A 26,017-nucleotide genomic window follows, 5' to 3' on the forward strand; every position below is an offset into this window, starting at 1 on the left:
GGGGTTGGTACCCGGAGGGCGGGGGGTAAGACTCGCCGGGCGTTGGTTGATCGGTCATGGGCAACCCTCCACTGAGTTAGCTGAACCAGGCCGCATTACAGTACCTGAGGACGCGCCGATCCGCGCCCCGCTAACGCCGGCCGCTGAGCCCGCGCGGGCCCTCCGACAGGAAGCCCAACAAGTCGTACCGGGTGATGACCCCGACCGGCTTGCCCTGCTCCACCACCATCAATGCGTCCCAGTCACGCAGCGCCTTGCCTGCCGCGCCGACCAACTCGCCGGCGCCGATCATGGGCAGCGGCGGGCTCATGTGCAGCGCCACGGCGTCGGCCAGTTTCGCCCGCCCCTCGAAGACGGCGGACAGTAGCTCGCGTTCGGACACGCTGCCGGCCACCTCGCCGGCCATCACCGGCGGCTCGGCACCGACGACGGGCATCTGCGACACGCCGTACTCGCGCAGGATGCCGATGGCGTCGCGCACCGTTTCGGACGGATGGGTGTGCACCAGGTCGGGCAGCTCCCCCGATTTTCTGCGCAGCACGTCGCCGACCGAGGCCTCCTCGGTCGACCCGTCGAGGCGCGCGCGCAGGAACCCGTACGACGACATCCACGCGTCGTTGAAGATCTTGGACATGTAGCCGCGCCCGCCGTCGGGCAGCAGCACCACCACCAGCGCGTCGGGCCCGGCTTCCTCGGCGACTTTGAGCGCTGCGACCACGGCCATCCCGCACGAGCCGCCGACCAGCATCGCCTCCTCACGCGCCAGCCGCCGGGTCATGTTGAACGAGTCGGAGTCCGACACCGCGACGATCTCGTCGGGCACCGTGCGGTCGTAGGCCTGTGGCCAGAAGTCCTCGCCGACGCCCTCGACCAGGTAGGGCCGCCCGCTGCCGCCCGAGTACACCGAGCCCTCCGGGTCGGCGCCGACGATCCGGACCCGGCCACCGGACACCTCCTTGAGGTAGCGGCCCGCGCCGGTGATCGTGCCGCCGGTGCCGATGCCGGCGACGAAGTGGGTGATCTTGCCGTCGGTGTCGGCCCAGATCTCCGGCCCCGTGGTGGCGTAGTGGCTGGCCGGCCCCTCCGGGTTGGCGTACTGGTCGGGCTTCCAGGCGCCCTCGATCTCGGTGACCAGCCGGTCGGAGACGCTGTAGTAGCTGTCCGGATGCTCGGGCGGCACCGCCGTCGGGCACACGACGACCTCGGCGCCGTACGCCAGCAGCACGTTGCGCTTGTCCTCGCTGACCTTGTCGGGGCAGACGAACACGCACTTGTACCCGCGGTGCTGCGCCACCAGGGCCAGGCCGACGCCGGTGTTGCCCGATGTGGGTTCGACGATGGTGCCGCCGGGCCTCAGCTGCCCGCTGGCCTCGGCGGCGTCGATCATCTTCACCGCGATCCGGTCCTTGGAGCTGCCGCCCGGGTTGAGGTACTCGACCTTGGCCGCCACGATGCCGGCGCCGTCGGGCACGACGGAGTTCAGCCGGACCAGCGGCGTCCCGCCGATGAGGTCACTGATGTGCTGCGCGATCCGCATGCGTTCATCGTCTCAGGCGGTTTCGGGAGGCGCACACCCCCGGTCCGCCGGACGGGCGGGTCAGCCGGCGGCTTCGCGGATGTAGTCGCCGATCTGGCGCAGCGAACGGATCGCCTCGGGCACCAGCGGCGCGGCCAACTGGAAGTCGTGGACCTGGCCCGGCCACACCCGCACCTCGGCCGGCACCCCGACCGCCGCCAGCCGGGTCGCCGCGAGCTGCGCGTCGTGCAGCAGCACCTCGGATCCCGAGACGTGGATCAGCGTCCGCGGCAGGCCGGGCTTGATGTGCTCCAGGGGCTCGTAAACCTCTTCGGGTTTGCCGTCGACGATGCGTTTTTTGGCGGCGCTAGCAACCAACTCGACGAGCGCGTCGAAGGCCTTCGCCGGGAACATGGCGTCGCACTTGATGTTGGGGTGCGCCTGTTTGCATTCCTTTGCTAGCTGCAGCAGTGGCGAGATCGCCACCAGCGCCGCGGGCACCTCCGATTCGGGCCCTTCCTCCTGGAGCCGCTGCGCCAGGGCGAGCGCGAGATACCCGCCGGCGGAGTCGCCCGCCAGCACGATCTGATCGGGCTCGAAGCCCCGCTCGCGTAGCCACCGGTAGGCGTCGTGGCAGTCGTCGAGCGCCATCCCCACGGAATGCTTGGGCAGAAGCCGGTAATTGACGACAAGAACCGGGGCGTCAGCAAACTTTGACAACGCCTCGACGAGCCGGCCGTGGGAGTTTGCTCCACACGTCAAAAACGCGCCGCCGTGCAGATAGACGACGACCCGCCGGGTGCCGTCGGCGGGCAGCACGCCGGGCGCGCGGACGAGCTGCGCGGAGGCATTGGGCAAGTTCACGGTCTCGCGGACGGTGGCCGACACCGGGAGGAGGACCCGGGCCGCGGCGTCGATGAGACCCCAGGGCCAGGGCATCGTGGGAACGTGGCTACCGACGGCCAGAACGGGTCGGATGGTCAGCCGTGACGCCAGGTTAGCGACCCGCGCAGCAACGCTGGGACCGGACTCGAGAACCTCGACCGGCGCACCGTCGCTGATGGCGAATCTGCGTGCCTCAACTCTACGTCGTTTGAGGATTTCGTGTGGCCGAATGGCAGTCCGGGGCGAACCGGATACCTCACTCGGTGCGGTCATGCTCACCTCTTCCTACGCCTTTGTAGTCCGATACAGCATGCGACGAAGCAGGCGAGCGTCTGGTTCAGCCCGATCGCCAGGGCGTTCAGCCAACCTCTTGAACTTAGCTTGACAGGCATTACTGAGTAGAACGTTTGAAGAATCTGATTTGATACCACATTTGATTCACAACGTGACCACTTTGTTGAGAAGCCGCCCGCGCAAACCCTCAAGCCGATCTAAACTGATGCCGTGACCATCCGGGTGCCGCGTCGGTCGACGATCGCCCTGGCCACAGCGGGGGCGCTCGCTTCGACGGGCACGGCCGTGCTGGGCGCACGCAACCTGCTGGTCGGCCAGGCGGCGCACACGCGCACCGTCATCCCCAAGGCCTGCGAAACCCCACCGCGCGCCGACGGCGTCTACACGCCCGGCGGCGGCCCGGTCCAGCGGTGGCACCGCGGCATGCCCGTCGACACGCACCTGATGATCTTCGGCGACTCGACGGCCACCGGTTATGGCTGCCGCAGCGCCGAAGAGGTGCCCGGCGTCCTGATCGCGCGCGGCCTGGCCGAGCGGACCGGCCGGGCGGTCCGCCTGAGCACCAAGGCCATCGTCGGCGCCACCTCGAAAGGCGTTGCCGGCCAGGTCGACGCGATGTTCGTGGCCGGGCCGCCGCCGGACGTGGCGGTGATGATGCTGGGCGCCAACGACGTCACGGCGCTCAACGGGATCGGCCAGTCGGCGGAGCGGCTGGGCTCGACGGTCCGCAGGCTGCGCGCCCGCGGGGCCGTGGTGGTCGTGGGCACCTGCCCCGACCTCGGGGTCATCAGCGCCATCCCGCAGCCGCTGCGGTCGCTGGCGCACGCGCGCACGACGCAGCTGGCCCGGGCCCAGGCCGTCGCCGTCCGCGCGGCCGGCGGCGTGCCGGTCCCCATGGCGCAGCTGCTCGCGCCCCAGTTCCGGGCCGCGCCAGACCAGATGTTCTCCGCCGACGGCTACCATCCCTCCGCGGCCGCCTACGCGCTGGCCGCCGGGGTCCTGCTGCGCGCCGCGCTCGACGCGCTGGGCGTCGAGGGCGACGGCCCGCAGACCGCGGGCCCGGCGCCCGCCGGCGCGCCGGTCCTCGGCCAGGCCCACACGCGGCTCAGCGTGATGTCGCGGCTGTGGCGGCGCCCGGTGCCCGGGCCGCTTGCCCCGTCTTCGCGGCAGCCGGCCGGCACCGACTAGATTTGTTCTAGCCGTCGGGGTGGACACACCACCCGGTTATCCGGCGAGCCCGCATCCCATGGGAGTGAACCGTCATGCCTGAAGCCGTCATCGTCTCTGCCGCTCGCTCGCCGATTGGCCGCGCCATGAAGGGGTCGCTGGTGAACATGCGGCCCGACGACCTGGCCGCCCAGATGGTGCGCGCCGCGCTCGACAAGGTCCCCGCGCTCAACCCGCACCAGATCGACGACCTGATCCTGGGCTGCGGCCTGCCGGGCGGCGAGTCCGGCTTCAACATGGCGCGCGTCGTCGCCGTCGAACTCGGCTACGACTTCCTGCCGGGCACCACCGTCAACCGGTACTGCTCGTCGTCGCTGCAGACCACGCGGATGGCGTTCCACGCGATCAAGGCGGGCGAGGGCGACGCCTTCATCTCCGCGGGGGTGGAGACCGTCTCGCGGTTCGGCAAGGGCAACTCCGACTCGTGGCCAGACACCAAGAACCCGCTGTTCAACGAGGCACAGGAGCGTTCGGCCGCGGCCGCCGCCGGCGCCGACGAATGGCACGACCCCCGCGCCGACGGGAACCTGCCCGACGTCTACATCGCGATGGGTCAGACCGCCGAGAACGTCGCCATCATGACCGGCATCAGCCGCGAAGACCAGGACCGCTGGGGGGTGCGCAGCCAGAACCGCGCCGAGGAGGCGATCAAGAGCGGGCACTTCGAGCGCGAGATCACCCCGGTGACGCTGCCCGACGGCACCACCGTGAGCACCGACGATGGCCCGCGGCCCGGTACCACCTACGAGAAGGTCGCCGAGCTCAAGCCGGTCTTCCGCCCCAATGGCACCGTGACGGCGGGCAACGCGTGCCCCCTCAACGACGGCGCGGCCGCTCTGGTGATCACCAGCGACACCAAGGCCAAGGAGCTGGGGCTGACGCCGCTGGCCCGCATCGTGTCGACCGGCGTCAGCGCGCTGTCCCCGGAGATCATGGGCCTGGGCCCGATCGAGGCGTCCAAGCAGGCCTTGGCCCGGGCCGGCATGTCGATCAACGACATCGACCTGTACGAGATCAACGAGGCCTTCGCCGTGCAGGTGCTGGGCTCGGCGCGTGAGCTGGGCATGGACGAGGACAAGCTGAACGTCTCCGGCGGGGCGATCGCGCTGGGCCACCCGTTCGGCATGACCGGCGCGCGCATCGCCACCACGCTGATCAACAACCTGCAGGCGCACGACAAGACGCTGGGCCTGGAGACCATGTGCGTCGGCGGCGGGCAGGGCATGGCGATGGTGATCGAGCGGCTGTCCTAGCCCGGACCGCGTCGACTCCGCGTCCACGGCGCAGGAGTGCGAGTAACGCCCGCCGCCAACGCAGGGTCAACGCCTTGGCCGGGCGTCCCAGGCCCGCCGCACCCGGCGAATCACGTCACAACGCCGGTGGCGCGAGACCACCCGCACGACGGTCCAGCCGAGGGCGGCGATGTACTCGGCCCTGTCGACGTCCGCGGCGAACTGCGACGGATCCGTCCAATGCTGTCCGCCGTCATACTCGACCGCGAGCTTGATGTCCTCCCAGCCCATGTCGAGGAAGTAGCGGGGAAACCCGTCCGGCCCCGGTACCGGGATCTGGGTTCGCGGTCTCGGGAAGCCCGCGGTGATCAGCTGGAGCCGCAGCCAGGTCTCCTTCGGCGACTGGGCTCCGCCGTCGACGAGATCGAGCGCTCGCCGCAATTGGCGCAGGCCACGCGCGTGACGGTGGTTGCCGGCGAGCTCCTCGACATCTTTGACCTTGAAATCGGTGGCAGCCGCGAGCGCGTCGAGGCGAGCGACGGCGAGGCCGACGGTCCCACGCCTGCCGATGTCGTACGCGGTGCGCTGGGGTGTCGTCACGGCCAGACCATCGAGCCGCTGGAATTCGTCGCTCAACAGCAGCTCGGCGCGGGTCACGACGCCCCCCGGCGCTCTCGCGTTGCGCCAGATCAATTCGACGGGTGCATCGCCGTCCACCCACCTGGCGCCGTGCAACGCCGACGCCGCGACTCCGGCCACCACCGCCTCCCGGCTCGACCACAGCCAGGCGGCCATGGCGCGCTGTCGAAGAGAGGCTTCAGCGCGTCTGTCCAGGTAGACGTTCGGCATGATCGCGCGGTAGCGCGTGCGCAGCTCGTGCCGGCTCACCCGGCCGGCGGCCAGCGCCTCGGTGCCGATGAACGGCTGGCGGGCGGACTCCATGCGCGCATGCTGGCATCCCGTACCGACACTCTTCGTTGACTCTGCGTCCAGGGCGCAAAAGTGCGAGTGGGGCCCGCCACCAGCGCAGAGTCAACGGCACGGAAGGGCGCCCGCACGCAAAAAGCCCCCGCCACGCCGAGCGTGCGGGGGCTTTTGCGACTGCTCGCCGGCTAGTCGTTTTGTAGATAACTGAGCAGGCGCAGGATCTCGAGGTACAGCCAGACCAGCGTCACGGTCAGGCCCAGCGCGATGCCCCACGCCGCCTTCTCCGGCGCCCCGGCGCGGATCATCTGGTCCGCCGCGTCGAAGTCGATCAGGAAGCTGAACGCGGCGATGCCGATGCACACCAGCGAGAAGATGATCGCGAGCGTGCCGCCGCTGCGCAGGCCCAGGCCCGCGCCGTGGTTGACGTTGAACATCGCCAGCACGAAGTTGCCCAGCATCAGGGCCAGCACGCCGAACATCGCGGCGACCAGCATCCGGGTGAACTTCGGCGTGACCCGGATGGCCCCGGTCTTGTAGACGACCAGCATCCCGAAGAACACCCCGAAGGTGCCGAGGATGGCCTCCCCGATCAGCGTGCCCGCGTTGGCGCCGGAGACCGCGAAGTTGCCGAAGACGAACGAGATCGCGCCGAGCGCCACACCCTCGAGGACGGCGTAGGTGAGCACGAGCGGCGGGCTGTCCTGCTTGCGGCCGAACGTCGCGATCAGCACCACCCCCAGGCCGCCGAGCGCGCCGATGAGGGTCAGCGGCATGGCCAGCGCGAGGTTGGACGCCACGAGGAAGTAGGAGACGACCGCCGCGGCCGTCAGCACGGCCAGGGTGATGCCGGTCTTGGTGACGACGTCGTCGATGGTCAGCGGCCGGGTGGCGCTGACCTCGCGTGCCTCCTGGTAGGGGGCGGCCGCGTAGGGGTCCGCCTGGTGATAGCCCTGGGCGGCGCCAGTGCCGAATTGCGCGTATCCGCCCCTCTGCCTCGGCAGAGAACGAAATACCGGGTTACTTGTCTCCCGCACTGTCGGATCCTTCCCTATGACTGTGGATGACTGCTCAACGACCAACGGGCCACCCGGGTTCCCGGACCTGCTGCTCGACCTGTGCTGTTGTCGTCCGGTCAAACATAAACCTTACCCGCGGCCACCGCTGCGCTCGTGACGATCTAGATTGCTGGTCGAGACCGGGGCGGCATCGGACGTGGAGGGAGCGGGCGCGTGACCACGAAATCGGGTGCGGCCGAGGCAACCGAGGATGTCCTGACCCGGGTGGCCAACGGCGTCGGCGTGATCACGCTCAACCGCCCCAAGGCCATCAATTCGCTCAATCAGCACATGGTCGACGCGCTGCGCGACGTGCTCACCCGCTGGGAAACCGACGACGCGGTGCGCGCGGTGGTGTTGGAGGGGGCCGGCGAGCGCGGGCTGTGCGCCGGCGGGGACGTGGTCGCCGTCTATCGCAGCGCCCGCAAGGACGGCGTCGAGGTGCGGCGGTTCTGGCGCGACGAGTATCTGCTCAACGGACAGATCGGGCGGTTCGGCAAGCCCTACGTGTCGCTGATGGACGGGATCGTCATGGGTGGCGGTGTCGGCGTCAGCGCGCACGGGAACACCAGGGTGGTCACCGACACGTCGAAGATCGCGATGCCCGAGGTGGGCATCGGGTTCATCCCCGACGTCGGCGGGGCGTTCCTGCTGTCCCGCGCGCCCGGCGCGCTGGGGCTGTACGCCGCCTTGACCGGGGCCCCGTTTTCCGGATCCGACGCCATCGCGATGGGATTCGCCGACCACTACGTGCCGCACAGCGAACTCGGCGCGTTCACCGCGGCGATCATCGCCGAAGGCGTGGACGGCGCATTGGCCCGTCACGCTGTCGAGCCGCCACCGAGTGAGCTTGCCGCACAACGTGATTGGATCGACGCGTGCTTTTCGGGTGACACCGCCCAGGACATCGTCGCCGCGCTGCGGGCGCACGGCTCACAGCCGGCCGCCGCGGCGGCCGACCTGATCGCCACCCGCTCCCCCATCGCCGTGTCGGTGGCGTTGGAAGCCGTACGCCGCGCCGCCAAGCTGGAGACCCTCGAAGACGTTCTGGTGCAGGACTATCGGGTGTCGAGCGCGTCGGCGCGCTCACACGACCTGGTGGAGGGCATCCGGGCGCAGATCATCGACAAGGATCGCAACCCCAAGTGGTCGCCGGCGACGCTGGACGAAATCACCGCCGCCGACGTCGAGGCGTATTTCGAGCCGGTCGACGACGACCTGAGCTTCTAGGAGGAGCAGGGCATGGCCGAAAATGATTACGAAACCATCCTCGTCGAGCGCGATGAGCGAGTCGGGATCATCACGCTGAACCGGCCGAAGGCCCTCAACGCGCTCAACAGCCAGGTGATGCGCGAAGTCACCGGCGCGGCAACCGAACTCGACGACGATCCCGGCATCGGGGCGATCGTCATCACGGGTTCGGCCAAGGCGTTCGCCGCCGGAGCCGACATCAAGGAGATGGCCGGCCTGACGTTCGCCGACGCGTTCGGCGCCGACTTCTTCGCCACCTGGGGCAAGCTGGCCGCCGTCCGCACCCCGACGATCGCCGCGGTGGCCGGGCACGCGCTGGGCGGCGGCTGCGAGCTGGCGATGATGTGCGACGTGATCATCGCCGCCGACACGGCGAAGTTCGGCCAGCCCGAGATCAAGCTCGGCGTGCTGCCGGGGATGGGCGGTACGCAGCGGCTCACCCGCGCCATCGGCAAGGCCAAGGCCATGGACCTCATCCTGACCGGGCGCACCATCGACGCGGCGGAAGCCGAACGCAGCGGCCTGGTTTCGCGGGTGGTGCCGGCCGACGACCTGCTGACCGAGGCCAAGGCCGTCGCCACCACCATCTCGAAGATGTCGCGGTCCGCGGCGCGGATGGCCAAGGAGGCCGTCAACCGGGCCTTCGAGTCCACCCTGACCGAGGGACTTCTCTACGAGCGCAGGCTGTTCCACTCGACCTTCGCGACCGAGGACCAGTCCGAGGGGATGGCGGCGTTCATCGAAAAGCGGCCGCCCAACTTCACCCACCGATAGGCCGTCTCGATGAGCGAACCGGGCCCCGCGACGACCGTCGCACAAGACCAGTCCGACCGCGACGCCGAGCGGGAAGCCGCCGAACGGCCTCGCGAGCCGGGCCCGGCCAAGAATCCTTGGTGGGTAAGGCATTACACCTTCACCGGCACCGCCGTCGGCCTCATTTTCATCCTCCTTTCGCTGACGCCGTCGCTGCTGCCGCGCGGCGCGTTGTTCCAGGGTCTGGTCAGCGGGATCGCCGGGGCGATCGGCTACGGCTTCGGGGTCTTCGCCGTCTGGCTGGTCCGCTTCATGCGCACCCGGAAGCACAGCCCGCCCGCGCCGCGCTGGGCGTGGATGGTGCTCGTGCCGCTCGGGGCGATCGGCATGGTGCTGATGGCGATCTGGTTCCACGTCTGGCAGGACAACGTGCGCGACCTGATGGGCGTCGAACACCTCAAGTGGTACGACTACCCCATCGCCGGGATCCTGTCGCTGGTAGTGCTTTTCACGCTCGTCGAGATTGGCCAGTTCATCCGCTGGCTGGTCACCTTCCTGGTTGGCGAGCTCGACCGGGTGGCGCCGTTTCGGCTCTCGGTGACCATCGTCATCATCGGGCTGGTGGTGCTGACCATCACGCTGCTCAACGGCGTGGTGCTCAAGTTCGCGATGCGCACCATGAACAACACGTTCGCGTCGGTGAACGAGGAGATGACGCCCGACAGCGCGCCGCCGAAAACCTCGCTGCGGTCCGGCGGCCCGGAGTCGCTGGTGTCGTGGGAGTCGCTGGGCCACCAGGGCCGCATCTTCGTCAACGGCGGCCCGCGGGTGGAGCAGCTGACGGCATTCAACGGCGCGCCGGCCACCGCGCCGATCCGCGCCTACGCCGGGCTGGAGTCCGCCGACGGCATCACCGCGACCGCCGAACTCGCGGCGCGGGAGCTGCAGCGCGAGGGCGGGCTGCGGCGCGCGGTCGTCGCGGTCGCCACGACCACCGGGACGGGTTGGATCAACGAGGCCGAAGCCTCGGCGCTGGAGTACATGTACAACGGCAACACGGCGATCGTGACCATGCAGTACTCGTACCTGCCGAGCTGGCTGTCCTTCCTGGTGGACCGGGAGAACGCCCGGCACGCGGGCCAGGCGCTGTTCGAGGCCGTCGACCGGCTGGTGCGCCAGATGCCCGAGGCCGAACGCCCCAAGCTCGTCGTGTTCGGCGAGAGCCTGGGCTCGTTCGGCGGCGAGGCGCCGTTCATGAGCCTCAACAACGTGTTGGCTCGCACCGACGGCGCCCTGTTCAGCGGCCCGACCTTCAACAACACCATCTGGACCGACCTGACCGCCACGCGCGATGCGGGCAGCCCGGAGTGGTTGCCGATCTACAACGACGGCCGCAACGTCCGCTTCGTCGCTCGCGCAAGCGATTTGGGACGACCGGCCGCCGCGTGGGACCACCCGCGGGTGGTCTACCTGCAGCACGCCTCGGACCCCATCGCCTGGTGGAACCGCAACCTGTTGTTCGCCCGGCCGGACTGGCTGCGGGAAAAACGCGGCTACGACGTCCTCCCCGACACCGAGTGGATCCCGGTGGTGACGTTCCTGCAGGTCTCCGCCGACATGGCCGTCGCCCAGAACGTGCCGGACGGGCACGGCCACCACTACGTCGCCGACGTCGCCGACGCCTGGGCCGCGGTGCTGTCTCCGCCCGGGTGGACACCGGACAAGACGGCCAGGCTACGGCCGCTGCTGCACGCCAGCGGTTAGGCCCGGATCCGCGGCCAGCTGGTCGAGCACGCCCGCGCGGGACAGCCCGTGATAGCCGCCGACGACGTCGGTGGCGCGGTGCAGGCCGATGTCCAGCAGCGCGGCGGCCGCCAGGCTGGAGGTGTAGCCCTCCGAGCACACGATCACCCATTCGACGTCGTCGCCGACGGCCTCCGGCAGCCGGGCGTCGCTGGTCGGGTCGCACCGCCACTCCAGGACGTTGCGTTCGATCAGCAGGGCGCCCGGCAGCGCGCCCTCGCGAAAGCGCTGGGCCTGCGGCCGGATGTCGACCAGCACCGCCCCGCGCCGCAGCGCCCCGGGCACCTCGGCGGGGCTGAGGCGCTGCAGCCGGCGCCGGGCCGATCGCAGGACGACGTCGATGCGGCTCATCACGGCCCTTCCGGTTGGTCGGTCAGTTCGGTGCGCTGGCGGCGCAGCACGTTGCGGTCGGTCACCTCGTAGTACGACATCGCCGTCAGGGGTGGCGAGTAGGCGTGCACGCTCAGGGTGGGACGGCCGGCCGATGGTGCGACCGGGCCCGCGAGGGGCCCGGGCGCCCACACGACGTCGTGCACCCAGCCCAGCGGGAACCCGGCCTGGTCACCGGCGTCGAGTCGGCGGCGCCGCAAACCCCGCCCGTCCCAACGGTATTCGTCGAGCGACCCGGACACGACGGTCAGCGCACCCAGGGACCCGCCGTGGTCGTGCAGCTCGGTGGCGCGGCCGGGAACCCAGCTGATCAGCCAAACGTCGAGTTCCTCGTCGCCGTGAATGCGGGTGAACCAGCGCGTCGACGCCGGTATGCCGTCCTTGGGCAGCAGGTGGTCGCAGCGCCCGCTGAGCACGTGGTCGGCGGCCTGGTCGGTGGCGTGCATCAGGTCGGGCACGCGCAGCCGGGTGGGTCCCGCCGACGGCCAGCGGCTTGGCGAGACGGTCAGGGGGCGCCGCGCGGCGCGCGGCGGTTCAGTGGCAACAGAGACAGACATCGGGGAGCTCCAGGGTCAACGGATGGGCGAGCGGCGGCGTCAGGGCCGACAACACTCGCAAAATCCGAAGCGCTCCGTCACGGCCGCCAGTGTTGCATAGATTGAGAGCGTGCGCTGGTGCGGACATCGCCGTCGGCGGCGGGGCGCGGTCTTCGTTGGGACCGTGGCGGCCGTCGCGACCGTGTTGGTGGCGGCGCCGGGCTGCTCGGATGGCGCCCCCGGTGGCCAGGCCACGTTGTCGTCGGCGCGACCGTCGGCCATCCCGCGCGGCGCGGCCTCGGTCCCGCCGGGGGCCATCGGCGTTTCCCCCGGCGGCGTGACGACTCGGGTCGACGTCCCCGCGGATTCGACGGAAGAGGAGTATTTCCAGGCCTGTCACGCCGCGAAGGTCTGGATGGAGGCGGAGTCCGGCCAGGGTGGGTCCGCGTTGGAGCGATACCTGGCCATGATCCAGGCGTGGCCATCGGGGACGGCCGGCACCTGGAACATCCGATGGTCGGACCTGACGCCGGCCCGCCAGGCGGCCGTGATCATCGCCGCGCGCGCCGCCGCCAAGGACGAGTGCGGGTAGCGCGCGATCCGACGGCGCAATTGGGATCACGGGTAGGAAAAGTGCCTCTCGGCGGCTGCCGGCGCGCCGAGCCGCGCAGAATGAACGCATGCCCGGCGGACGTGGCGAAGTGGCGGGTCGATCGGCGGCGACCCGGGTGGCGCTGGCGCTGGGTAGCGGCGGCGCCCGCGGATACGCCCACATCGGGGTGATCGAGGCGCTGCGGGCGCGCGGCTACGAGATCGTGGGGATCGCCGGTTCCTCGATGGGCGCGATGGTCGGCGGGCTGCAGGCGGCCGGGCGACTCGACGAGTTCGCCGACTGGGCCAAGTCTTTGACCCAGCGCACCATCCTGCGGCTGCTGGACCCGTCCATCAGCGCGTCCGGCGTGCTGCGGGCGGGCAAGATCCTGGACGCGGTGCGCGACATTCTGGGCCCGGTGTCCATCGAGCAGCTCCCCATCCCCTACACCGCGGTCGCCACCGACCTGCTGACCGGCAAGTCGGTGTGGTTTCAGCGCGGCCCCCTCGACGAGGCGATCCGGGCGTCCATCGCGATCCCGGGCGTCATCGCCCCGCACGCGCTCGACGGGCGCCTGCTCGCCGACGGCGGCATCCTCGATCCGCTGCCTATGGCCCCGATCGCGGCGGTCAACGCCGACCTGACGATCGCGGTCAGCCTCAGCGGCAGCGAGGCCGGTGGCGTCGACGGCGACGGTGACGCGGAACCGGGCGCCACCGCCGAGTGGCTGAACCGCATGGTGCGCAGCACGTCCGCGCTGCTGGACACCGCGGCGGCCCGGTCGCTGCTGGACCGGCCGACCGCGCGGGCGGTGCTGAGCCGGTTCGGGTCCGACGACCCCGAGGGGGTGGATCCGGAGGTCATGGCCGAGGTCGCCGGGGTGCCGAAACTGGGCAGCTTCGAGGTCATGAACCGCACCATCGACATCGCGCAGTCCGCGCTGGCGCGCCACACGCTGGCGACCTACCCGCCCGACCTGCTGATCGAGGTGCCGCGGTCGACGTGCCGGGGCCTGGAGTTCCATCGCGCGGTGGAGGTGATCGCGGTGGGCCGGGCGCTGACCAACGACGCGCTGGACGCGCTGGCGGCCGCGCGGGAGCGGCCGGCGGTCGAGGGCTGAGCGCGGTCAGACGCCGAGGAACCGCGCCACGGCCGCGGCTTCGCGCCGGCCCTGCTCGCGCCCGGCCACCGCGGAATCGATGCGGCAGCGCGGATCCAGCGGGTTGGGCCCGAACGCCGCCAGCGAGGCGGCGTCGGCGAAGGTCGCGAACGTCGGGCCGGCGAACGCCGCGACCTCGGCGGCCGGCCCGTCGCCGAACGGCGCGGGCGCGTCGGCGCCGGAGGGCACCAGCACGACGGCCGTGTCGCAGTCGCCGGCCACCGCGAGGTTGACCGAGCTGGCGACCCCGCCGTCCATGTAGCGCCGGCCGTCGATCGTCACGGCCGGCCACGCCCCGGGCACCGCGCAACTGGCCGCGACCGCATCGACGAGCCCGACCCCGGACCCGCGGTCAAAGACCACCAATTCGCCGGTGGTGACGTCGATCGCGGTGATCCGCAGCACCCGTTCCGGCCAATCGTGCGACGGCAGCCGCTGGGCGATCACCCGGCGCCGCACGGGCTCGGGAACGGTCTTGGTCGCCAGGGCCACCGCCCCGATGCGCTGCAGTTGCTGCCGGGTCTTGTCCTGTGTCTCGTCGTAGGGCCGGCCGAGGGCGGTCAGGAAGATTTCGGCGATGTCGTCGACGTCGACGCCGGAATCGATCTCGGCCGACGCCCCGGCGACCTGCCGGTCGAACAGCGCCTCGAGCGGGGTGCCGCTGCCGATCTGCGCGGCGACCGCCGAACCCGCCGACGTGCCCACCAACACGTCCGAATCCAAAAGCAGCCGCGCCGCCGCCGGCGACTCGTCCGCGATGCCCCGCAGAACTCCTGTCTCCCAGGCGATTCCGGCTATTCCACCGCCGGCCAGCACGAGCGCGCGTTTCGGTGTCACGCCGGTCATCAGTGCTGGGCCCGCTGGGCGGTCGGGCTCAGGTCGGAGCGGTGCAGCGGGTGCGTGGGCGGGTCGGTCAGGACCACGCGGCGGGCGATCCGCAGCCCGGCGTCCACGTGGACGAGTTCCCCCGACTCGAGCGGGCTCCAGCGCGGATCGTCGTCCATCGGTTCGCTGGCGAACACCACCGACGAGCGGGCGCACAACTGCTGTGAGCGGGCACGGATTCGGTGCGTGCGCAGGTCGAACTCCGGGGCGGGCGCGGTGTGGCCATCGCGGCGGTCCAAAACGTAGAGCTCGTGGGCCTCGGGGTAGCGCAGCGCCCACATGTCGGTTGCCGTGCTCAGCAGCACGTTGAGCGCGTAGACGGGCACGTTGGCGGCCAGCCAGCGCGCGGCGTCGACCAGCCCGGCCGTCTCGTCGCCGTCGCGGGCGCGGATCGAGGCGGTGATGAGCGCGAAGACCCGTTCGGAGTCGGTGTCGCCGCCGACCAGGTCGGCGGTGCCGAGGTCGCGCAGCCGCGCGTCGATGTCGCCCAGGCCGTCGACGACGCCGTTGTGCGCGAAGATCCGGCCGTCCTGCAGGAACGGGTGGGTGTTGCGCACGTCGAGCGAACCCGTTGTCGCATAACGGACGTGGGCGATGAACGTCGTGCCGGTCAGTTCGTGTGCCTCGGTCGCGAACGAGGCGTCCCGCCAGGCCGCGATCGGCTCCTTGTGCAGCTGGGGCCGGCCGAGGCCGTCGAAGACGCCCAGGCCCGTCCCGTCGGGGTTTTTGCGGCTTTGTTCGGACAGGCTGTCGGGGGCGTTCAGCAACCAGAACGTGGCGGTGCACGCGTGGGTCCCGGCGTGCAGGCCAAAGAGTCGGCACATGGTGCCGACGGTACCGAAGGAGGTTGGGCGGTCAGGTCTCGCGGCAGCGGGTGCGACGCCCGTCGCTGTCAGCGCGCCAGCCCGGGGGCGGCGCGGCCGGTGATCAGCGGCAGGTCGAAGAAGCTTTGGATGCCCGCCGGGGCGGCGCAGGTGGCGGGGACCGCGTTCACGCAGTGCGCGGCGGTCGCCACGATGCCGGGGTTGCTGTGCAGCCCCGCCTCCACGCTTTCGGGCTGCCACCCCTTCACGGTCACGAAGGTGTCCGGGTTGCCCCGCACTTCGATCTCGTAGCGTTCCCCCGCGGGCCCGAACGACCAAGGGGGATCGAGGTTTTCGGACCCCATCAACCAGTTCACGGTGATCCGCACGACGACCGCGTCGCCGACGAGCGCGTCCCAGGAAAAGCGGCGGCCGGCGACCTGGCCGGGCTCGATCACCCCGATCGGCGAGTCGATCGGCGCGGTCGCGACGGCCACCTCCTGCGACGAACGGATCCGGGGGTCGGCGGCGAAGCCCAGTTGGTCGACACACAGCCGGACGGACTGGACGAAGCCGCCGTCGAGCAGCTTTTGCATCGGCCCGGTCAGCGCGCTGTCCGGCGTGCCGCCGAAGCCCATCACGTAGCGCAGCACGTCCGGCGCGCCGTAGGTGCGCAGATCCGAAAACTCCTCGGCGCGAACGAAAGTCACGCCGGTGGACATGACCGACAGCAGCAGGGGGAACAGCTCGGTGGCCGCGCCCGGACCGATACCGGCGCCGTGCAGTGTGGCGTTGCCGGCCTGCGCCGCGATTTCCAATGGGGCGGCCTCCTTTTCGCTCGGGTAGAACCACCCCAGCGGGGTGACCACGTTCTTGCCCGAGCGCAGCAGCGCCGCGACCTCCTCGATGTTGGGCAACAGCGGGGCGTAGATCACCGCGTCGGCGTCGGTTGCCAGCACCTGGTCGAGGCTGTTGGTCGCGATCACGCCCAGCGGGGCTGCACCGATGATGTCGCCGACGTCCCTGCCGGTCTTGGCCTCCGAATGCACCCAGCAGCCAACGAGTTCGAGGTCGGGGTGTTCCAGCACCCCCTTGATCGCCGCCGTCCCGACGCCCCCGGTCGCCCATTGAATGACACGCAAGCCCATGCCGTCACCCTCTCACTCTGCCGAGCAGACGCAGAATCGCACATTTCGCGGCGAAACTGTGCGATTCTGCGTCTGCTCGCGGGTCGCCGTCAGTCGCGGGTTTCGACCACCCAGTAGCCGCGCTCGGCGTAGCGCGCCCGGATCGCCTTCTTGTCGTACTTGCCCACGCTGGTGCGCGGGATCTCCTCGACGAACGTCCACCGCTCGGGCAGCCACCACCGGGCGACCTTGTCCGCCAAAAACGTTCGCAGCTCGTCGGCGCTCACCGACGACTGCTTGGCCACCACGACCGCGAGCGGCCGCTCCTGCCACCGCTCGTCGGGGACCCCGACGACGGCCGCCTCGAGCACCTGGGGGTGTGCGATCAGGCAGTTCTCCAGCTCGACCGACGAGATCCATTCCCCACCGGACTTGATGACGTCCTTGGCGCGGTCGGTCAGGGTGACGAAGCCCCGCTCGTCGATGCGCCCGACGTCGCCGGTGCGCAGCCAGCCCTTGTCGAACCTGGACGCGTCGCGCCCCCGGTAGTAGGAGCCGGCGATCCAGGGGCCGCGGACCTCCACCTCGCCGACGGCCTCGCCGTCGTTGGGCAGCACCGCGCCGTCGTCGTCGACGATCCGCATCTCCACCCCGCACACCGGCTGGCCCTGCGTCGCGCGGTACGACCAGTGCTGGTCCTCAGGGGTGTCCGGCGGCGGCCAGGCCATGGTGGCCATCGGTGACGTCTCCGTCATGCCCCACAGCTGACGGATCTGGACGCCGTGCTTTTCCTCGAAGGTGCGCATCAGCGAGACCGGGACGGCCGAGCCGCCGCACACCACCAGGCGCAGCGAGGACATGTCGTGGTCGGGGTCGTCCTCGAGGCGGTGCAGCACGTCGTTCCAGATCGTGGGGACCGCGCCCGCCACGGTGGGCCGCAGCGTTTCGACCATGTCGATCAGGGAGCGGGCGTCGAGGTGGCGATCGGGCAGCACCAGGTCGGCGCCCGCCATCAGCGCCGCGTACGGCAGCCCCCATGCGTTGGCGTGGAACATCGGCACGACCGGCAGGATGCAGTCGACGGCCCCCACCCCGATGCCGTTGACCGTGCACGCCGCCATGGTGTGCAGATAGCTCGAACGATGGCTGTAGACAACGCCTTTCGGGTGGCCGGTGGTGCCGCTCGTGTAGCACATCGCCGCGGCGGAGTTCTCGTCGAGCCGCGGCCAGTCGAAGTCGGCGGATTCGCCGTCGATCAATTCGGCGTAGTCCAACACGGCCTTGCCGGACTCGCGCAGGGCCCCGGTGTCGCCCTCCCCGACCACGATCACCGTGTGCACGGTCTCCAGCTCGGGAAGGACCGGCGCCAGCAGTTTGGCCAGCGACGCGTCGACGAGCACGGCCTGGTCCTCGGCCTCGTTGGCCACGTAGGCGATCTGCTCCGGGAACAGCCGGATGTTGAGCGTGTGCAGGACGGCCCCCATCGCCGGCACCGCGAGGTAGGTCGCCAGGTGTTCGGCGTTGTTCCACATGAACGTGGCGACGCGCTGGTCCCCGCTAATGCCGAGGCGACGCAACGCGTTTGCCAGTCGGGCGGCCTGCCGTCCCAGTTCGCGGTAGGTGGTCCGCCGGTAGCCGTCGCCGGTGGCGGTGGTGACGGTGCGCGCCCCGTGGACGCCGCAGCCGTGCCGCAGGATCGCGGTGATCGTCAGCGGAAAGTCCTGCATCGTGCTGTCCATCGATGTACCGCCTTACGCGTCTCGGCGCGGCACCGCCTCGGATCCGGTCGGGCGAATGCTATCGCCGCACCTGGCCATGAGAAAACGGGTTCCCCGACAACACGCGTTTTACCCTGGCCGTCAGGCCAGGGCGGGCTCGTACTGCGGCAGCTCGGGCACGACCCACTGGCCGGGGGTGTCGTCTTCGTGCGCCGAGGTCTCGGCGACCTCCACGCTCAGCGCGACGATCGAGGCGACCGGCGCGACGGTGAGCGTTCCGGCATAGTCGGCGATGTACAGGTAGCGGGCGTCGGCGCTTTCGACGACGCACGACGGCTGGTCGGCCACCCCCATGGTCCCGATGACGTCGTGGGTGAGCGTGCACAGCACCGTGATGCCGTCCTGGCTGACCAGGTAGGCGCGGTCGCCGTCGCCGCTGAGCGTCAGCCCGGTGACCCCGCTGAGAGAGCCGCCCACCTCGCCGAGCTTGCGGGTGCCGGTGATCTTGGCGGTGCGGGTGTCGACGACGTCGATCACCGCGCCCAGCTCGGGTGCGCAGCTGGCCACGTAGGCGATCGCGCCGTTGGGGCTGAGCGCGACGTCGCGGATCGGCAGGCCGATCTCGACGGTGCTGGTGACGCGCAAGCTCGTCGGCGTTCCGCCGACGTCGATCACGACGAGCTGTCCGCCGGCCGGGCCGTTCGCCGCGACATAGAGGCGCCGCCCGTCGGAGCTGGCCCGCACGCATTGGGTGGTGGTGCCCGGCCGGGTGGGCAGCGCGATCGCCTCGACGTCACCGGTCCTGGTGTCCAGGACGGCGACGTCGGTGCCGCGGGCGCCGTTTCGGCTGGCGTAGACGTGGTTTCCGTCGGGGCTCGCCGCCAGGTCGCTGACGTTGAGCGCCAGCGGGTGCGACGCGATCACCGTGTTGCTCGGCACGTCGACGACCTCGATCGCGTCGTACGCCGCCGACACCGTGCTGACATAGGCGCGGTTGGCATCGTGGCCACCCATGGCTAACGCGTAGGCCTCGTTGAGTCCGGCAATGGTCTCCACGACGCGACAGCTGTGGGTGTCGACGACCGAGACGCTGTCGAGGCCGTAGTTGGCCACCAACAGCCGGCTGCCGTCGGGACTGGCGACGATGTCGCTGATCGGGCCCTGACCCACGCCGACCCGGACCACCAGGGGGAATCCCGGTGCCGCACCCAATTCGATGACCTGATCGTCGTTCCGGTTCACAACGTGCATGCCGCACCGCCTTTGCTTCAAGTGGTATGCCCGGGGCGCCGTGTGGTCTGCAGACAAGGCTGTGCGACACACACCGGGCGGCCCTGCGTGGATCGGGCTCCGCCATCCATCGATGGCTACTTGTGAGAAATTTTACCGAGCCGATTTCGGACAAAATGGATTCAACTGCGCGGCTGCCGGACACCTCACATCCACGGCGGCGCCGATGCTTAAAGTGCTCTTATTCACGGGTGTGCGTGCGGCGCGGTAGCGAACCCGGCCGCATCGCCTGCCAGCCCGATCCGTCGCAGGGCGAAGCTCCGGCGTTCTTCGCGTCAAATCGAATAATTAAGGGATTCTTAGGGTTTTCGGGCCAGACGAGGCGAATGTCACATTTGCCCGTTCCCGCGCGCCGGCTCAGCTGAACTGCGTCTGCGGGCGCGGCAGGGCCACGCCGTCGACGACGATGTCGAGCTTCTCGTTGTAGAAGGCCACCAGGCCGGCGATCTGTCCGACGGCGGGCAGCGGATAGTGATAGGTCCACGCCAGGTCCGGGTGCACTTCATCGCCGGTCCGGACCGACCAGTAGCCCGATGTCACTCCCTTGTAGGGGCACAGCGTCTGGGTGGCGCTGGGTTCCAGGTGCTCGAACGCGACATCGGTTGGGTCGATGTAATACCTTGTGGGCAAACCGGTTTCGAAGAGCAGGACCGGAGATGCGGTGTCGGCCAATACGATTCCGTCCAGCTCGACGCGGACGCGTCGGTGGGAGCGCAGTGCGTCGACCCGCGAATACGGATTGCGGGGATGCCCGTAGATCGGCTCGTCTTCCTCGAACCACCGCAGCGGATCCCATTCGAACCGCACGGTGCCGGCCACCGGGCCGTCCCCATCGTCGAACACCCGGGCCGCCGAGGGATAGGTCTTCCCGCCGCCGACGAGGGAGTGCAGCCGCGACGGGCCGAGCTGCACCTTCTGCGGGTGGTTTTCGTCGCGGAGGAACTCGGTGCGCACATCCGTCAACGGCACGTAATACGCTGGGTAGTAAGGCAATTCCCACACATAGCGGGCCGCGGTGGTGTCGAAGACCAGCTCGTGGCCGAGGTAGCCGCGGACCCGGCGGGGGGCGGGCTCGACGCGCCCGCGGGCGGCGGCCATCTGGGGGTAGTCGCGTTCGGCGCTCATATCTGGTCCTTGGAGGCCAGCCCGGCGGGCGCGTGGGCGATCGCGTGGTGGATGGCGTCGGCCAGAGCCAGGGCGCTCTCCTCGGTGAGTTCGAGCGCGACCCGCGCCGACGGCCCCAGCTCCGGGTTGATCACGTCGATGTTGACGGTGTGGCCGTAGGGGGCGTGGACGGGGTGGTCGACGTACACGGTGGCGCGGGTCGCGCCGAACCATCCGGTCGCGCCCTTGCCGCTGCCGTCGATCTGTACGTGCTCGGTGAGATAAGTGCACATGTGTTGTCGCGCCTAGCCTTTCAGGTGCGTGGCGAAGAAGTCGTCGATGCGGCGCCACCCGTCCACCGCCGCTTCCGGCCGATACGCGGGCCGGTCGACGGAGAAGAACGAGTGCCCCGCGCCGTCGTAGGAGTGGAACTCGTGCGGCTTGTCCAGGCGGGTCAGCTCGGCGTCCAGCGTGGCCACCCCGGACGGCGCCGGGAAGATGTCGTCGCCGCCGAACAGGCCCAGCAGCGGGCAGCTGAGGTTCGGGGCCAGCTGCAGGATCGGTTTCATGGTCTTGGGCATGCCCTCGGGCGCCTCCTCGACGACGAAGGCGCCGTAGCAATCCACGGCGGCGTCGAACCGCAGCGAGCACGCCGCCAGGAACGCGTGGCGCCCGCCCGAACAGTGCCCGATGACGCCGAACTTCCCGTTCGCCCGCGGCAAGGAGCGCAGGTGCTCGACGGCGCCCGCGACGTCGCCTACCAGACGGTCGTCGGGCACGCCCCCGGCCGCCCGCGCGGCCGCGGCGGCGTCGTCGGGGGCGGCGCCCGGCGCCTCGCGGGAGTAGAGGTTCGGGGCGATCGCGTGGTAGCCACTGACGGCGAGCCGGCGGACGAACTCCTTGGTTTCCCGGTCGTAGCCGGGCATGTGGTGGATCCACACGATTCCACCGCGCGATCCCTCGGCGAGGGGCGTGGCGCGGTAGGCCTCGATCTCGTCGCCGCCGTGGCCGGTGATGGTGATCGTTTCCGCGCGGATGGCATCTGGACTGGGCGCGTTCATCGGGATGCTCCTTGCTTGGGTTGGCGCGTCTAGCGCTTCTTGTCGCGCACCTTGTAGGTCGACGGCCACGACTTGCGCGACTCGTCTCCGGTCAGCGGCACCCCCATGCCGCCGACCTTGACCTGGTAGGCCTCCTTGCCGGGGCCGACCTCGCGGTTGGCGTGTTCCTGGGCCAGGAAGTACAGCTCGTCGATGGTGGCTTCGTCGTAGGCGACGAACGAGGTCTCCCGGACGGCGTCGTCGATCCCGGCCAGCATTCGGTCGGGCAGGATCCGCGACGCCAGCGTCGCCGTGCCCAACAGCGAGAACGGGATGATCCAGGAGCACGCGTAGGACAGCGGGTCCCTGGTGTCCAGGAGGGGCGGGATCGCCGATGACACCGTCATGCCGGCCAACGCGGCGACCCACACCCAGGTCAACACGCCGACCAGCCGGCCGAACGGCTCCGTCTTGACGACGTCGTCGGGCTGCTCGGTGGCGACGGCCCCCCGCACGAACGGCTTGTTGGTCAGCGCGCCGACGAGGGCCACCAGGAGGATGCCGGCGATGCTCAGCGGCAACATCCAGCGCCGGCCGAACCCGTCGCCCAGCGTGAACGTCAGGAGGGTCAGCACCAAAAACGTTGCGACGGCACCGGTCTGGAACAGCTTGTCGCCGGCGCGGTCGACGGCGAACGCTCCGACGGCGACCGCCAGTGCCACCAGCGCGGCGGCGGCGAACGGGACGTGACCGACCAGCACCCAGTAGACGATCCACGGCGCCAAGCACACCAGCATGCCCACGATGGGTCAGTGTATGAGTCGGGCTTCGCGGCTTCGTCGGCGGCAACGCCTCGCCCACCGCGGCCGCCCAGCCGGGACCGGGAGACACCGCTCGCCAGCCGTGCGAAGCTTCACCGAGGCGACCCGAGCGGCTGAGAGGAGGACCTCGGCTTGAGGGGAGGACGGCAAACCGCGATCGACAATCCGTTTTGGGAGGCCGTCAAGGATTGCGTCGAGGCCGACAGCTTCCGGGGTAACCCGGTGGTCGGTGAATTCAGGCTGGACCGGTCGGTGGCGGAGAGCATGGCCCGCGCGCCGAACCGGCAGCTGATGGTCAGGAAGTACTGCTGGACCATCCCCGACCCGGACACGGTGGCGTTCGTGGCCGGGCACGCACGGGGCGGCCTGGTCGATCCGATCGCGGGCACCGGCTACTGGGCCTACCTGCTCGGGCAGCTGGGAGTGGATGTCGCCTGCTACGACCTCAACCCCGGCAGGGAACTGCTCGCCAATGGCTGGCACGGCGAGGACCTCTATGCGGAGGTCCTCGCGAAGGATTGCGCCGAGGCGGCGGCCCTGCACCCCGACAGGACGCTTTTCCTTTCCTGGCCGCCGCATGGCCAAAACGTCGGTGCGCGAACCTTGTTGGCCTACAGCGGCAAACGCGTCATCTACGTCGGCGAGGGTCCGGGCGGCGGCACCGGCGATGCCGAGATGCACCGGATACTCGACCGGGACTGGACCGAAGTCGGTTCCCGCCGGCCGGTGCAGTGGTGGGGTGTCGACGACCGGGTTTCGGTGCATGCGCGGGCCTGAGGTCCGACGCGCCAGCGGGTGGGCGCGGTGCCGCCTGGCGTGCTTGTCGTCGACACCGTGCCCCCACTGGGACTCGAACCCAGACTGGGCGGATTTTAAGTCCGCTGCCTCTGCCAATTGGGCTATGGGGGCCCGGCGGCGAATCTAGCGCGAGGCGCCGCGCTCCAGGACATCGCATCCCCACCGGATTAGCCAGTTTGCCGAGATGCGTCCACGCCGTGGCCGGCGTAGGATCCGCGCGCCGCGCGCCTCCGCGTGGTTTTCCGGTGCGGCTCGTATGACGGCGTTATGTCGCCCGACGGGGTCCTGTTAAAACTGGCCGCGCCATCGTTAAGAAGCCGTAAACGCCCGTGACCACGGCCTTTTCCGTCGGGAATGTGGACTCGTAGCTAGTTAGCCTTACGCCGACGCACAGGATCCGTTACGCCGACACACAGGTTCTGCCGTGTGGAAGTGACACGTTCCGAACATCAATTAGGAGCAGCAGATGTCATTCCTGACGACAATTCCCGAGGAGTTGCTCGCCGCCGCCGCGCAGTTGCAGGGGATCGGGACTTCGCTGGCGGCACAAAACGCCGCGGCCGCAGCCCCGACCACCACCATCGCACCCGCGGCGGCGGACCCGGTGTCCCAGCTGCAGGCCGGGATCTTCGGCGCCTACGGCACGGTCTACCAGCAGTTCGCCGCCGAGGCCAACCAGGTCCAGCAGCAGTTCGTGCAGACCCTGGGCCTGAGCTCCAACAGCTACTCGGCGGCCGAAGCCACCAACGCGGCCGAAGCCACCAACCCGCTCACCGACTTCCTCAACGACATGGCCGTGTTCATGGGGCCGTCGACCAACGGCAGCCCGTTTGCCCTGTCGGGTAACGCCGCCAACTTCGTCAACTTCGAGGGGGGCAACTGGGCCTCGGCCATGTCCTGCCTGATCGGTATGGCCGGCGGTGGTCTGGTGCCCGAGGACTGGTGGAGCGGTGCCGCCGGTGTTGCCGGAGACGTGGCCGCGGCGGATGCCGGCCTCGGTGCTGCCGGCGCCAGCGCCGGCGTGAGCAGTGTTACCCCGCTGCCGGGTGGGGCGATCGGCGGGGCCACGATGGTCGGCGCCCTGTCGGTGCCGCCCAGTTGGGCCGCGTCGGCGACGCCGGTGTCCGGCGCCGGCGTCGGCGCGCTATCGGGCGCGACCCTGACGTCGGCCACATCGTCCGGGTCGCCGGGGATCATCCCGGGCATGCCCGGCCTGACCTCGGGGGCGCGCAACAGCTCCGGCTTCGGCGCGCCGCGCTACGGCGTCAAACCGATCGTCATGAAGAAACTCGGTCTCGCCGCCGTGTAGGCCCCGCATACCCCGCGATCGCTTCAAGCCGACAACAAAACGAAAGAGTCAGAGGGATAAGACATGGTCTTCGACTTTGCAGCGCTGCCCCCCGAAATCAACTCCGCGCTGATGTACACCGGCGCCGGTTCCGGTCCGCTGATGGCGGCCGCGGCGAGCTGGAACGGTTTGGCCGCGGAATTGAGCACGACCGCAACCCAATGGGAGTCCATCATCGCGACCCTGACCGGCGAGCAGTGGACGGGCGCGGGGTCGGCATCGGCCGCGGCGGCGGCCCAACCCTACATAGAGTGGCTGGCCACCACGGCGGCGGCCGCCGAGCAGGCGGCCGCGCAGGCCACGGCCTCGGCGGCGGCTTACGAGGCCGCGTTCGCCGGCACGGTGCCCCCGCCGGTGATCGCGGCCAACCGGGCCCAGTTGGCCGCGCTGGTGGCGACCAATTTCCTGGGTATCAACACGCCGGCGATCATGGCCACCGAGGCCCTGTACGCAGAAATGTGGGTCCAGGACGCCGTCACGATGTACACCTACTCCGCGGCGGCGATGGCGAGCTCGGTCCTGCAGCCGCTGACGCCCGCGGCGCCGACCACCAACCCCGCGGCCGGTCTGATCCAGCCCGCGGCCACTACGGCTGCGGCAACGGCGAACCCGGCCGCGGACGCCTTCTCGATGCTCGCCGGGGACTTCGGAACGGGGGCCTTCGGCGACAACCTCTGGGCGGCCCTGTCCACCTCGTACCCGGAGGTGGCCGGCTTGATCCAGGCCGCCGACGCCGACTTCGGCACGGGTCTCATCTTCAACGGCATCCAGCAGGTTGGTGTCACGGCGGCATGGTTCGTCGGTGCGGCCATCCCCACCGCGGTGTCGTACGTGCACACGGCCGCCACCGCGGCCGCGGCGCCGGCGGCGGCCGCCGCGTCCGAGGTGGTTCCGGTCGCCGGGGCGGAAGGCGCCTTCGTGAATTCGGTGTCGGGTGGGGCGGTATCGGGGGCCCTGGGCGAATCGGCCGCGGTCGGCGGCCTTTCGGTGCCGGCCAGCTGGGCGTCGGCCACGCCGGCGACCACCGTCGGCGCGACCGCGGCCGAAGGCAGCGGCTGGGCCGTCGCCGCCGAAGAGGCCAACGCCGGCGCCCCGCTGATCGGGGCCCCCGGTGGCATGGCGGCCGCGGCCAAGGGCGCCGGCGCCTACGGCTCGGGTCCGCGGTACGGCTTCAAGCCCATCGTCATGCCCAAACAAGTCGTCGTCTGAGGTGCGGAAAAAGGGAGGCCAAAAAGCTCAGCAATCGGCCGCCAGGCCGTAATCTATGCGTGACGCGGCTCACACCGCGTCGCGACGCTTCGAGACAAGGAGAAAGGAAACATGGCAACACGTTTTATGACTGACCCGCATGAGATGCGGGCGATGGCGGGCCGGTTCGAGGTCCATGCGCAGACGGTGGAGGACGAGGCGCGCAAGATGTGGGCGTCGTCGATGAACATCGCCGGTGCGGGCTGGAGCGGCCA

Annotated in this window: 26 protein-coding genes and 1 tRNA gene; 11 read left to right on the top strand and 16 right to left on the bottom strand. The window is 70.1% G+C overall.

All coding sequences use genetic code 11. The features are described 5' to 3' along the window. Positions 1-130 precede the first annotated feature (130 nt). Both BST11_RS23895 and BST11_RS23900 read right to left on the bottom strand, forming a co-directional pair. Positions 131-1,537 carry a cystathionine beta-synthase gene (locus tag BST11_RS23895; protein ID WP_083140728.1) on the bottom strand — a complete coding sequence of 469 codons (1,407 nt, stop codon included), beginning with the start codon at positions 1,535-1,537 and terminating at the stop codon, positions 131-133. Positions 1,538-1,597: 60 nt separating this feature from the next. After that, positions 1,598-2,674 carry an alpha/beta hydrolase gene (locus tag BST11_RS23900; RefSeq protein WP_083140729.1) on the bottom strand — a complete coding sequence of 359 codons (1,077 nt, stop codon included), beginning with the start codon at positions 2,672-2,674 and terminating at the stop codon, positions 1,598-1,600. Positions 2,675-2,905: 231 nt separating this feature from the next. On the opposite strand from BST11_RS23900, the gene BST11_RS23905 reads away from it, so the two are divergent. Both BST11_RS23905 and BST11_RS23910 read left to right on the top strand, forming a co-directional pair. Beyond that, the gene (locus BST11_RS23905; protein ID WP_083140730.1) at positions 2,906-3,883 is read left to right on the top strand and encodes an SGNH/GDSL hydrolase family protein; all 978 of its coding nucleotides are present in this window, start codon (positions 2,906-2,908) and stop codon (positions 3,881-3,883) included. A gap of 74 nt (positions 3,884-3,957) precedes the next feature. Beyond that, positions 3,958-5,175 carry an acetyl-CoA C-acetyltransferase gene (locus BST11_RS23910; RefSeq protein WP_083140731.1) on the top strand — a complete coding sequence of 406 codons (1,218 nt, stop codon included), beginning with the start codon at positions 3,958-3,960 and terminating at the stop codon, positions 5,173-5,175. 66 nt (positions 5,176-5,241) lie between these two features. Here the strand turns inward: BST11_RS23910 and BST11_RS23915 are convergent, their stop codons facing one another. Beyond that, positions 5,242-6,096, bottom strand: a complete 855-nt coding sequence (locus BST11_RS23915; RefSeq protein ID WP_083140732.1) for an endonuclease domain-containing protein — start codon at positions 6,094-6,096, stop codon at positions 5,242-5,244. Between the two features lie 170 nt (positions 6,097-6,266). Beyond that, positions 6,267-7,115 (bottom strand): Bax inhibitor-1/YccA family protein, encoded by an 849-nt coding sequence (locus BST11_RS23920; protein ID WP_083140733.1) that lies wholly within the window; start codon positions 7,113-7,115, stop codon positions 6,267-6,269. Positions 7,116-7,310: 195 nt separating this feature from the next. Here BST11_RS23920 and BST11_RS23925 point away from each other — a divergent pair, with 195 nt between their 5' ends. From BST11_RS23925 to BST11_RS23935, 3 genes are read left to right on the top strand one after another with little or no spacing between them, the layout of a single operon-like run. Then, entirely contained in the window at positions 7,311-8,366 is a 1,056-nt protein-coding gene (locus BST11_RS23925) for an enoyl-CoA hydratase/isomerase family protein (RefSeq protein WP_083140734.1), read from the top strand. A 12-nt stretch (positions 8,367-8,378) separates the two neighbouring features. Continuing rightward, positions 8,379-9,161 carry an enoyl-CoA hydratase gene (locus tag BST11_RS23930; RefSeq protein WP_083140735.1) on the top strand — a complete coding sequence of 261 codons (783 nt, stop codon included), beginning with the start codon at positions 8,379-8,381 and terminating at the stop codon, positions 9,159-9,161. A gap of 9 nt (positions 9,162-9,170) precedes the next feature. Further along, positions 9,171-10,904, top strand: coding sequence for an alpha/beta hydrolase (locus BST11_RS23935; protein ID WP_083140736.1), 1,734 nt, complete (start codon positions 9,171-9,173; stop codon positions 10,902-10,904). Here BST11_RS23935 and BST11_RS23940 read toward each other — a convergent pair. Together BST11_RS23940 and BST11_RS23945 are read right to left on the bottom strand one after the other, a co-directional pair. Next, entirely contained in the window at positions 10,875-11,294 is a 420-nt protein-coding gene (locus BST11_RS23940; RefSeq protein ID WP_083140737.1) for a rhodanese-like domain-containing protein, read from the bottom strand. The two genes, BST11_RS23935 and BST11_RS23940, sit on opposite strands and share 30 nt — an antisense overlap. Continuing rightward, on the bottom strand, positions 11,294-11,890 hold the full coding sequence (locus BST11_RS23945) for a cysteine dioxygenase (protein WP_083140738.1): 597 nt from the start codon (positions 11,888-11,890) through the stop codon (positions 11,294-11,296). Before BST11_RS23945 ends, BST11_RS23940 begins: the two co-directional genes overlap by 1 nt. A 163-nt stretch (positions 11,891-12,053) precedes the next feature. Between BST11_RS23945 and BST11_RS23950 the strand changes: the two genes are divergently transcribed. Continuing rightward, positions 12,054-12,461: a lipoprotein LpqV gene (locus BST11_RS23950; protein WP_083140739.1), complete on the top strand. Its 408-nt coding sequence runs from the start codon at positions 12,054-12,056 to the stop codon at positions 12,459-12,461. Between the two features lie 88 nt (positions 12,462-12,549). Next, complete coding sequence (locus BST11_RS23955) at positions 12,550-13,581, top strand: patatin-like phospholipase family protein (RefSeq protein WP_142276528.1); 1,032 nt, start codon at positions 12,550-12,552, stop codon at positions 13,579-13,581. A 6-nt stretch (positions 13,582-13,587) separates the two neighbouring features. Here BST11_RS23955 and BST11_RS23960 read toward each other — a convergent pair whose 3' ends face one another. The 9 genes from BST11_RS23960 to BST11_RS24000 form a co-directional block, all read right to left on the bottom strand. Then, positions 13,588-14,457, bottom strand: a complete 870-nt coding sequence (locus BST11_RS23960) for a patatin-like phospholipase family protein (protein ID WP_083140752.1) — start codon at positions 14,455-14,457, stop codon at positions 13,588-13,590. 8 nt (positions 14,458-14,465) lie between these two features. Continuing rightward, positions 14,466-15,329 carry a class II glutamine amidotransferase gene (locus BST11_RS23965; RefSeq protein WP_083140741.1) on the bottom strand — a complete coding sequence of 288 codons (864 nt, stop codon included), beginning with the start codon at positions 15,327-15,329 and terminating at the stop codon, positions 14,466-14,468. Positions 15,330-15,397: 68 nt separating this feature from the next. Continuing rightward, positions 15,398-16,456, bottom strand: a complete 1,059-nt coding sequence (locus BST11_RS23970; protein WP_083140742.1) for an NAD(P)H-dependent amine dehydrogenase family protein — start codon at positions 16,454-16,456, stop codon at positions 15,398-15,400. Positions 16,457-16,545: 89 nt separating this feature from the next. Next, positions 16,546-18,174: a long-chain fatty acid--CoA ligase gene (locus BST11_RS23975; RefSeq protein ID WP_083140743.1), complete on the bottom strand. Its 1,629-nt coding sequence runs from the start codon at positions 18,172-18,174 to the stop codon at positions 16,546-16,548. 120 nt (positions 18,175-18,294) lie between these two features. Then, a complete protein-coding gene (locus tag BST11_RS23980) occupies positions 18,295-19,404 on the bottom strand; it encodes a YncE family protein (protein WP_083140744.1) in 1,110 nt (369 codons plus the stop codon). 396 nt (positions 19,405-19,800) lie between these two features. Next, a complete protein-coding gene (locus BST11_RS23985; protein WP_083140745.1) occupies positions 19,801-20,568 on the bottom strand; it encodes a DUF427 domain-containing protein in 768 nt (255 codons plus the stop codon). After that, positions 20,565-20,840: a DUF6295 family protein gene (locus tag BST11_RS23990; RefSeq protein WP_083140746.1), complete on the bottom strand. Its 276-nt coding sequence runs from the start codon at positions 20,838-20,840 to the stop codon at positions 20,565-20,567. The genes BST11_RS23985 and BST11_RS23990 overlap by 4 nt, the downstream gene beginning before the upstream one ends. A 12-nt stretch (positions 20,841-20,852) precedes the next feature. Further along, entirely contained in the window at positions 20,853-21,608 is a 756-nt protein-coding gene (locus BST11_RS23995) for a dienelactone hydrolase family protein (protein ID WP_083140747.1), read from the bottom strand. Between the two features lie 29 nt (positions 21,609-21,637). Next, the gene (locus BST11_RS24000; RefSeq protein ID WP_083140748.1) at positions 21,638-22,390 is read right to left on the bottom strand and encodes a hypothetical protein; all 753 of its coding nucleotides are present in this window, start codon (positions 22,388-22,390) and stop codon (positions 21,638-21,640) included. Positions 22,391-22,540: 150 nt separating this feature from the next. Between BST11_RS24000 and BST11_RS24005 the strand changes: the two genes are divergently transcribed. Further along, positions 22,541-23,185, top strand: coding sequence for a hypothetical protein (locus tag BST11_RS24005; RefSeq protein WP_083140749.1), 645 nt, complete (start codon positions 22,541-22,543; stop codon positions 23,183-23,185). Positions 23,186-23,243: 58 nt separating this feature from the next. Here the strand turns inward: BST11_RS24005 and BST11_RS24010 are convergent. After that, positions 23,244-23,317, bottom strand: a tRNA-Leu gene (locus BST11_RS24010). Between the two features lie 355 nt (positions 23,318-23,672). On the opposite strand from BST11_RS24010, the gene BST11_RS24015 reads away from it, so the two are divergent. From BST11_RS24015 to BST11_RS24025, 3 genes are all read left to right on the top strand, one after another. Beyond that, a complete protein-coding gene (locus BST11_RS24015) occupies positions 23,673-24,515 on the top strand; it encodes a PPE family protein, SVP subgroup (protein WP_083140750.1) in 843 nt (280 codons plus the stop codon). Between the two features lie 63 nt (positions 24,516-24,578). Then, the gene (locus BST11_RS24020) at positions 24,579-25,763 is read left to right on the top strand and encodes a PPE family protein (RefSeq protein WP_083140751.1); all 1,185 of its coding nucleotides are present in this window, start codon (positions 24,579-24,581) and stop codon (positions 25,761-25,763) included. A 111-nt stretch (positions 25,764-25,874) separates the two neighbouring features. Next, positions 25,875-26,017 (top strand): WXG100 family type VII secretion target (locus BST11_RS24025; protein ID WP_042798136.1); only part of this gene is annotated, 143 nt, incomplete at its 3' end.

It is taken from the genome of Mycobacterium alsense (assembly GCF_002086635.1).
Taxonomy (GTDB): domain Bacteria; phylum Actinomycetota; class Actinomycetes; order Mycobacteriales; family Mycobacteriaceae; genus Mycobacterium; species Mycobacterium alsense.

Excerpts from the sequence above, each read along its gene's own strand:
- BST11_RS23895 (WP_083140728.1), bottom strand. The coding sequence starts at position 1,537 with ATGCGGATCGCGCAGCACATCAGTGACCTCATCGGCGGGACGCCGCTG.
- BST11_RS23900 (WP_083140729.1), bottom strand. The coding sequence starts at position 2,674 with ATGACCGCACCGAGTGAGGTATCCGGTTCGCCCCGGACTGCCATTCGG.
- BST11_RS23910 (WP_083140731.1), top strand. The coding sequence starts at position 3,958 with ATGCCTGAAGCCGTCATCGTCTCTGCCGCTCGCTCGCCGATTGGCCGC.
- BST11_RS23915 (WP_083140732.1), bottom strand. The coding sequence starts at position 6,096 with ATGGAGTCCGCCCGCCAGCCGTTCATCGGCACCGAGGCGCTGGCCGCC.
- BST11_RS23930 (WP_083140735.1), top strand. The coding sequence starts at position 8,379 with ATGGCCGAAAATGATTACGAAACCATCCTCGTCGAGCGCGATGAGCGA.
- BST11_RS23935 (WP_083140736.1), top strand. The coding sequence starts at position 9,171 with ATGAGCGAACCGGGCCCCGCGACGACCGTCGCACAAGACCAGTCCGAC.
- BST11_RS23940 (WP_083140737.1), bottom strand. The coding sequence starts at position 11,294 with ATGAGCCGCATCGACGTCGTCCTGCGATCGGCCCGGCGCCGGCTGCAG.
- BST11_RS23945 (WP_083140738.1), bottom strand. The coding sequence starts at position 11,890 with ATGTCTGTCTCTGTTGCCACTGAACCGCCGCGCGCCGCGCGGCGCCCC.
- BST11_RS23955 (WP_142276528.1), top strand. The coding sequence starts at position 12,550 with ATGCCCGGCGGACGTGGCGAAGTGGCGGGTCGATCGGCGGCGACCCGG.
- BST11_RS23965 (WP_083140741.1), bottom strand. The coding sequence starts at position 15,329 with ATGTGCCGACTCTTTGGCCTGCACGCCGGGACCCACGCGTGCACCGCC.
- BST11_RS23970 (WP_083140742.1), bottom strand. The coding sequence starts at position 16,456 with ATGGGCTTGCGTGTCATTCAATGGGCGACCGGGGGCGTCGGGACGGCG.
- BST11_RS23975 (WP_083140743.1), bottom strand. The coding sequence starts at position 18,174 with ATGGACAGCACGATGCAGGACTTTCCGCTGACGATCACCGCGATCCTG.
- BST11_RS23980 (WP_083140744.1), bottom strand. The coding sequence starts at position 19,404 with ATGCACGTTGTGAACCGGAACGACGATCAGGTCATCGAATTGGGTGCG.
- BST11_RS23985 (WP_083140745.1), bottom strand. The coding sequence starts at position 20,568 with ATGAGCGCCGAACGCGACTACCCCCAGATGGCCGCCGCCCGCGGGCGC.
- BST11_RS23990 (WP_083140746.1), bottom strand. The coding sequence starts at position 20,840 with ATGTGCACTTATCTCACCGAGCACGTACAGATCGACGGCAGCGGCAAG.
- BST11_RS23995 (WP_083140747.1), bottom strand. The coding sequence starts at position 21,608 with ATGAACGCGCCCAGTCCAGATGCCATCCGCGCGGAAACGATCACCATC.
- BST11_RS24015 (WP_083140750.1), top strand. The coding sequence starts at position 23,673 with ATGTCATTCCTGACGACAATTCCCGAGGAGTTGCTCGCCGCCGCCGCG.
- BST11_RS24020 (WP_083140751.1), top strand. The coding sequence starts at position 24,579 with ATGGTCTTCGACTTTGCAGCGCTGCCCCCCGAAATCAACTCCGCGCTG.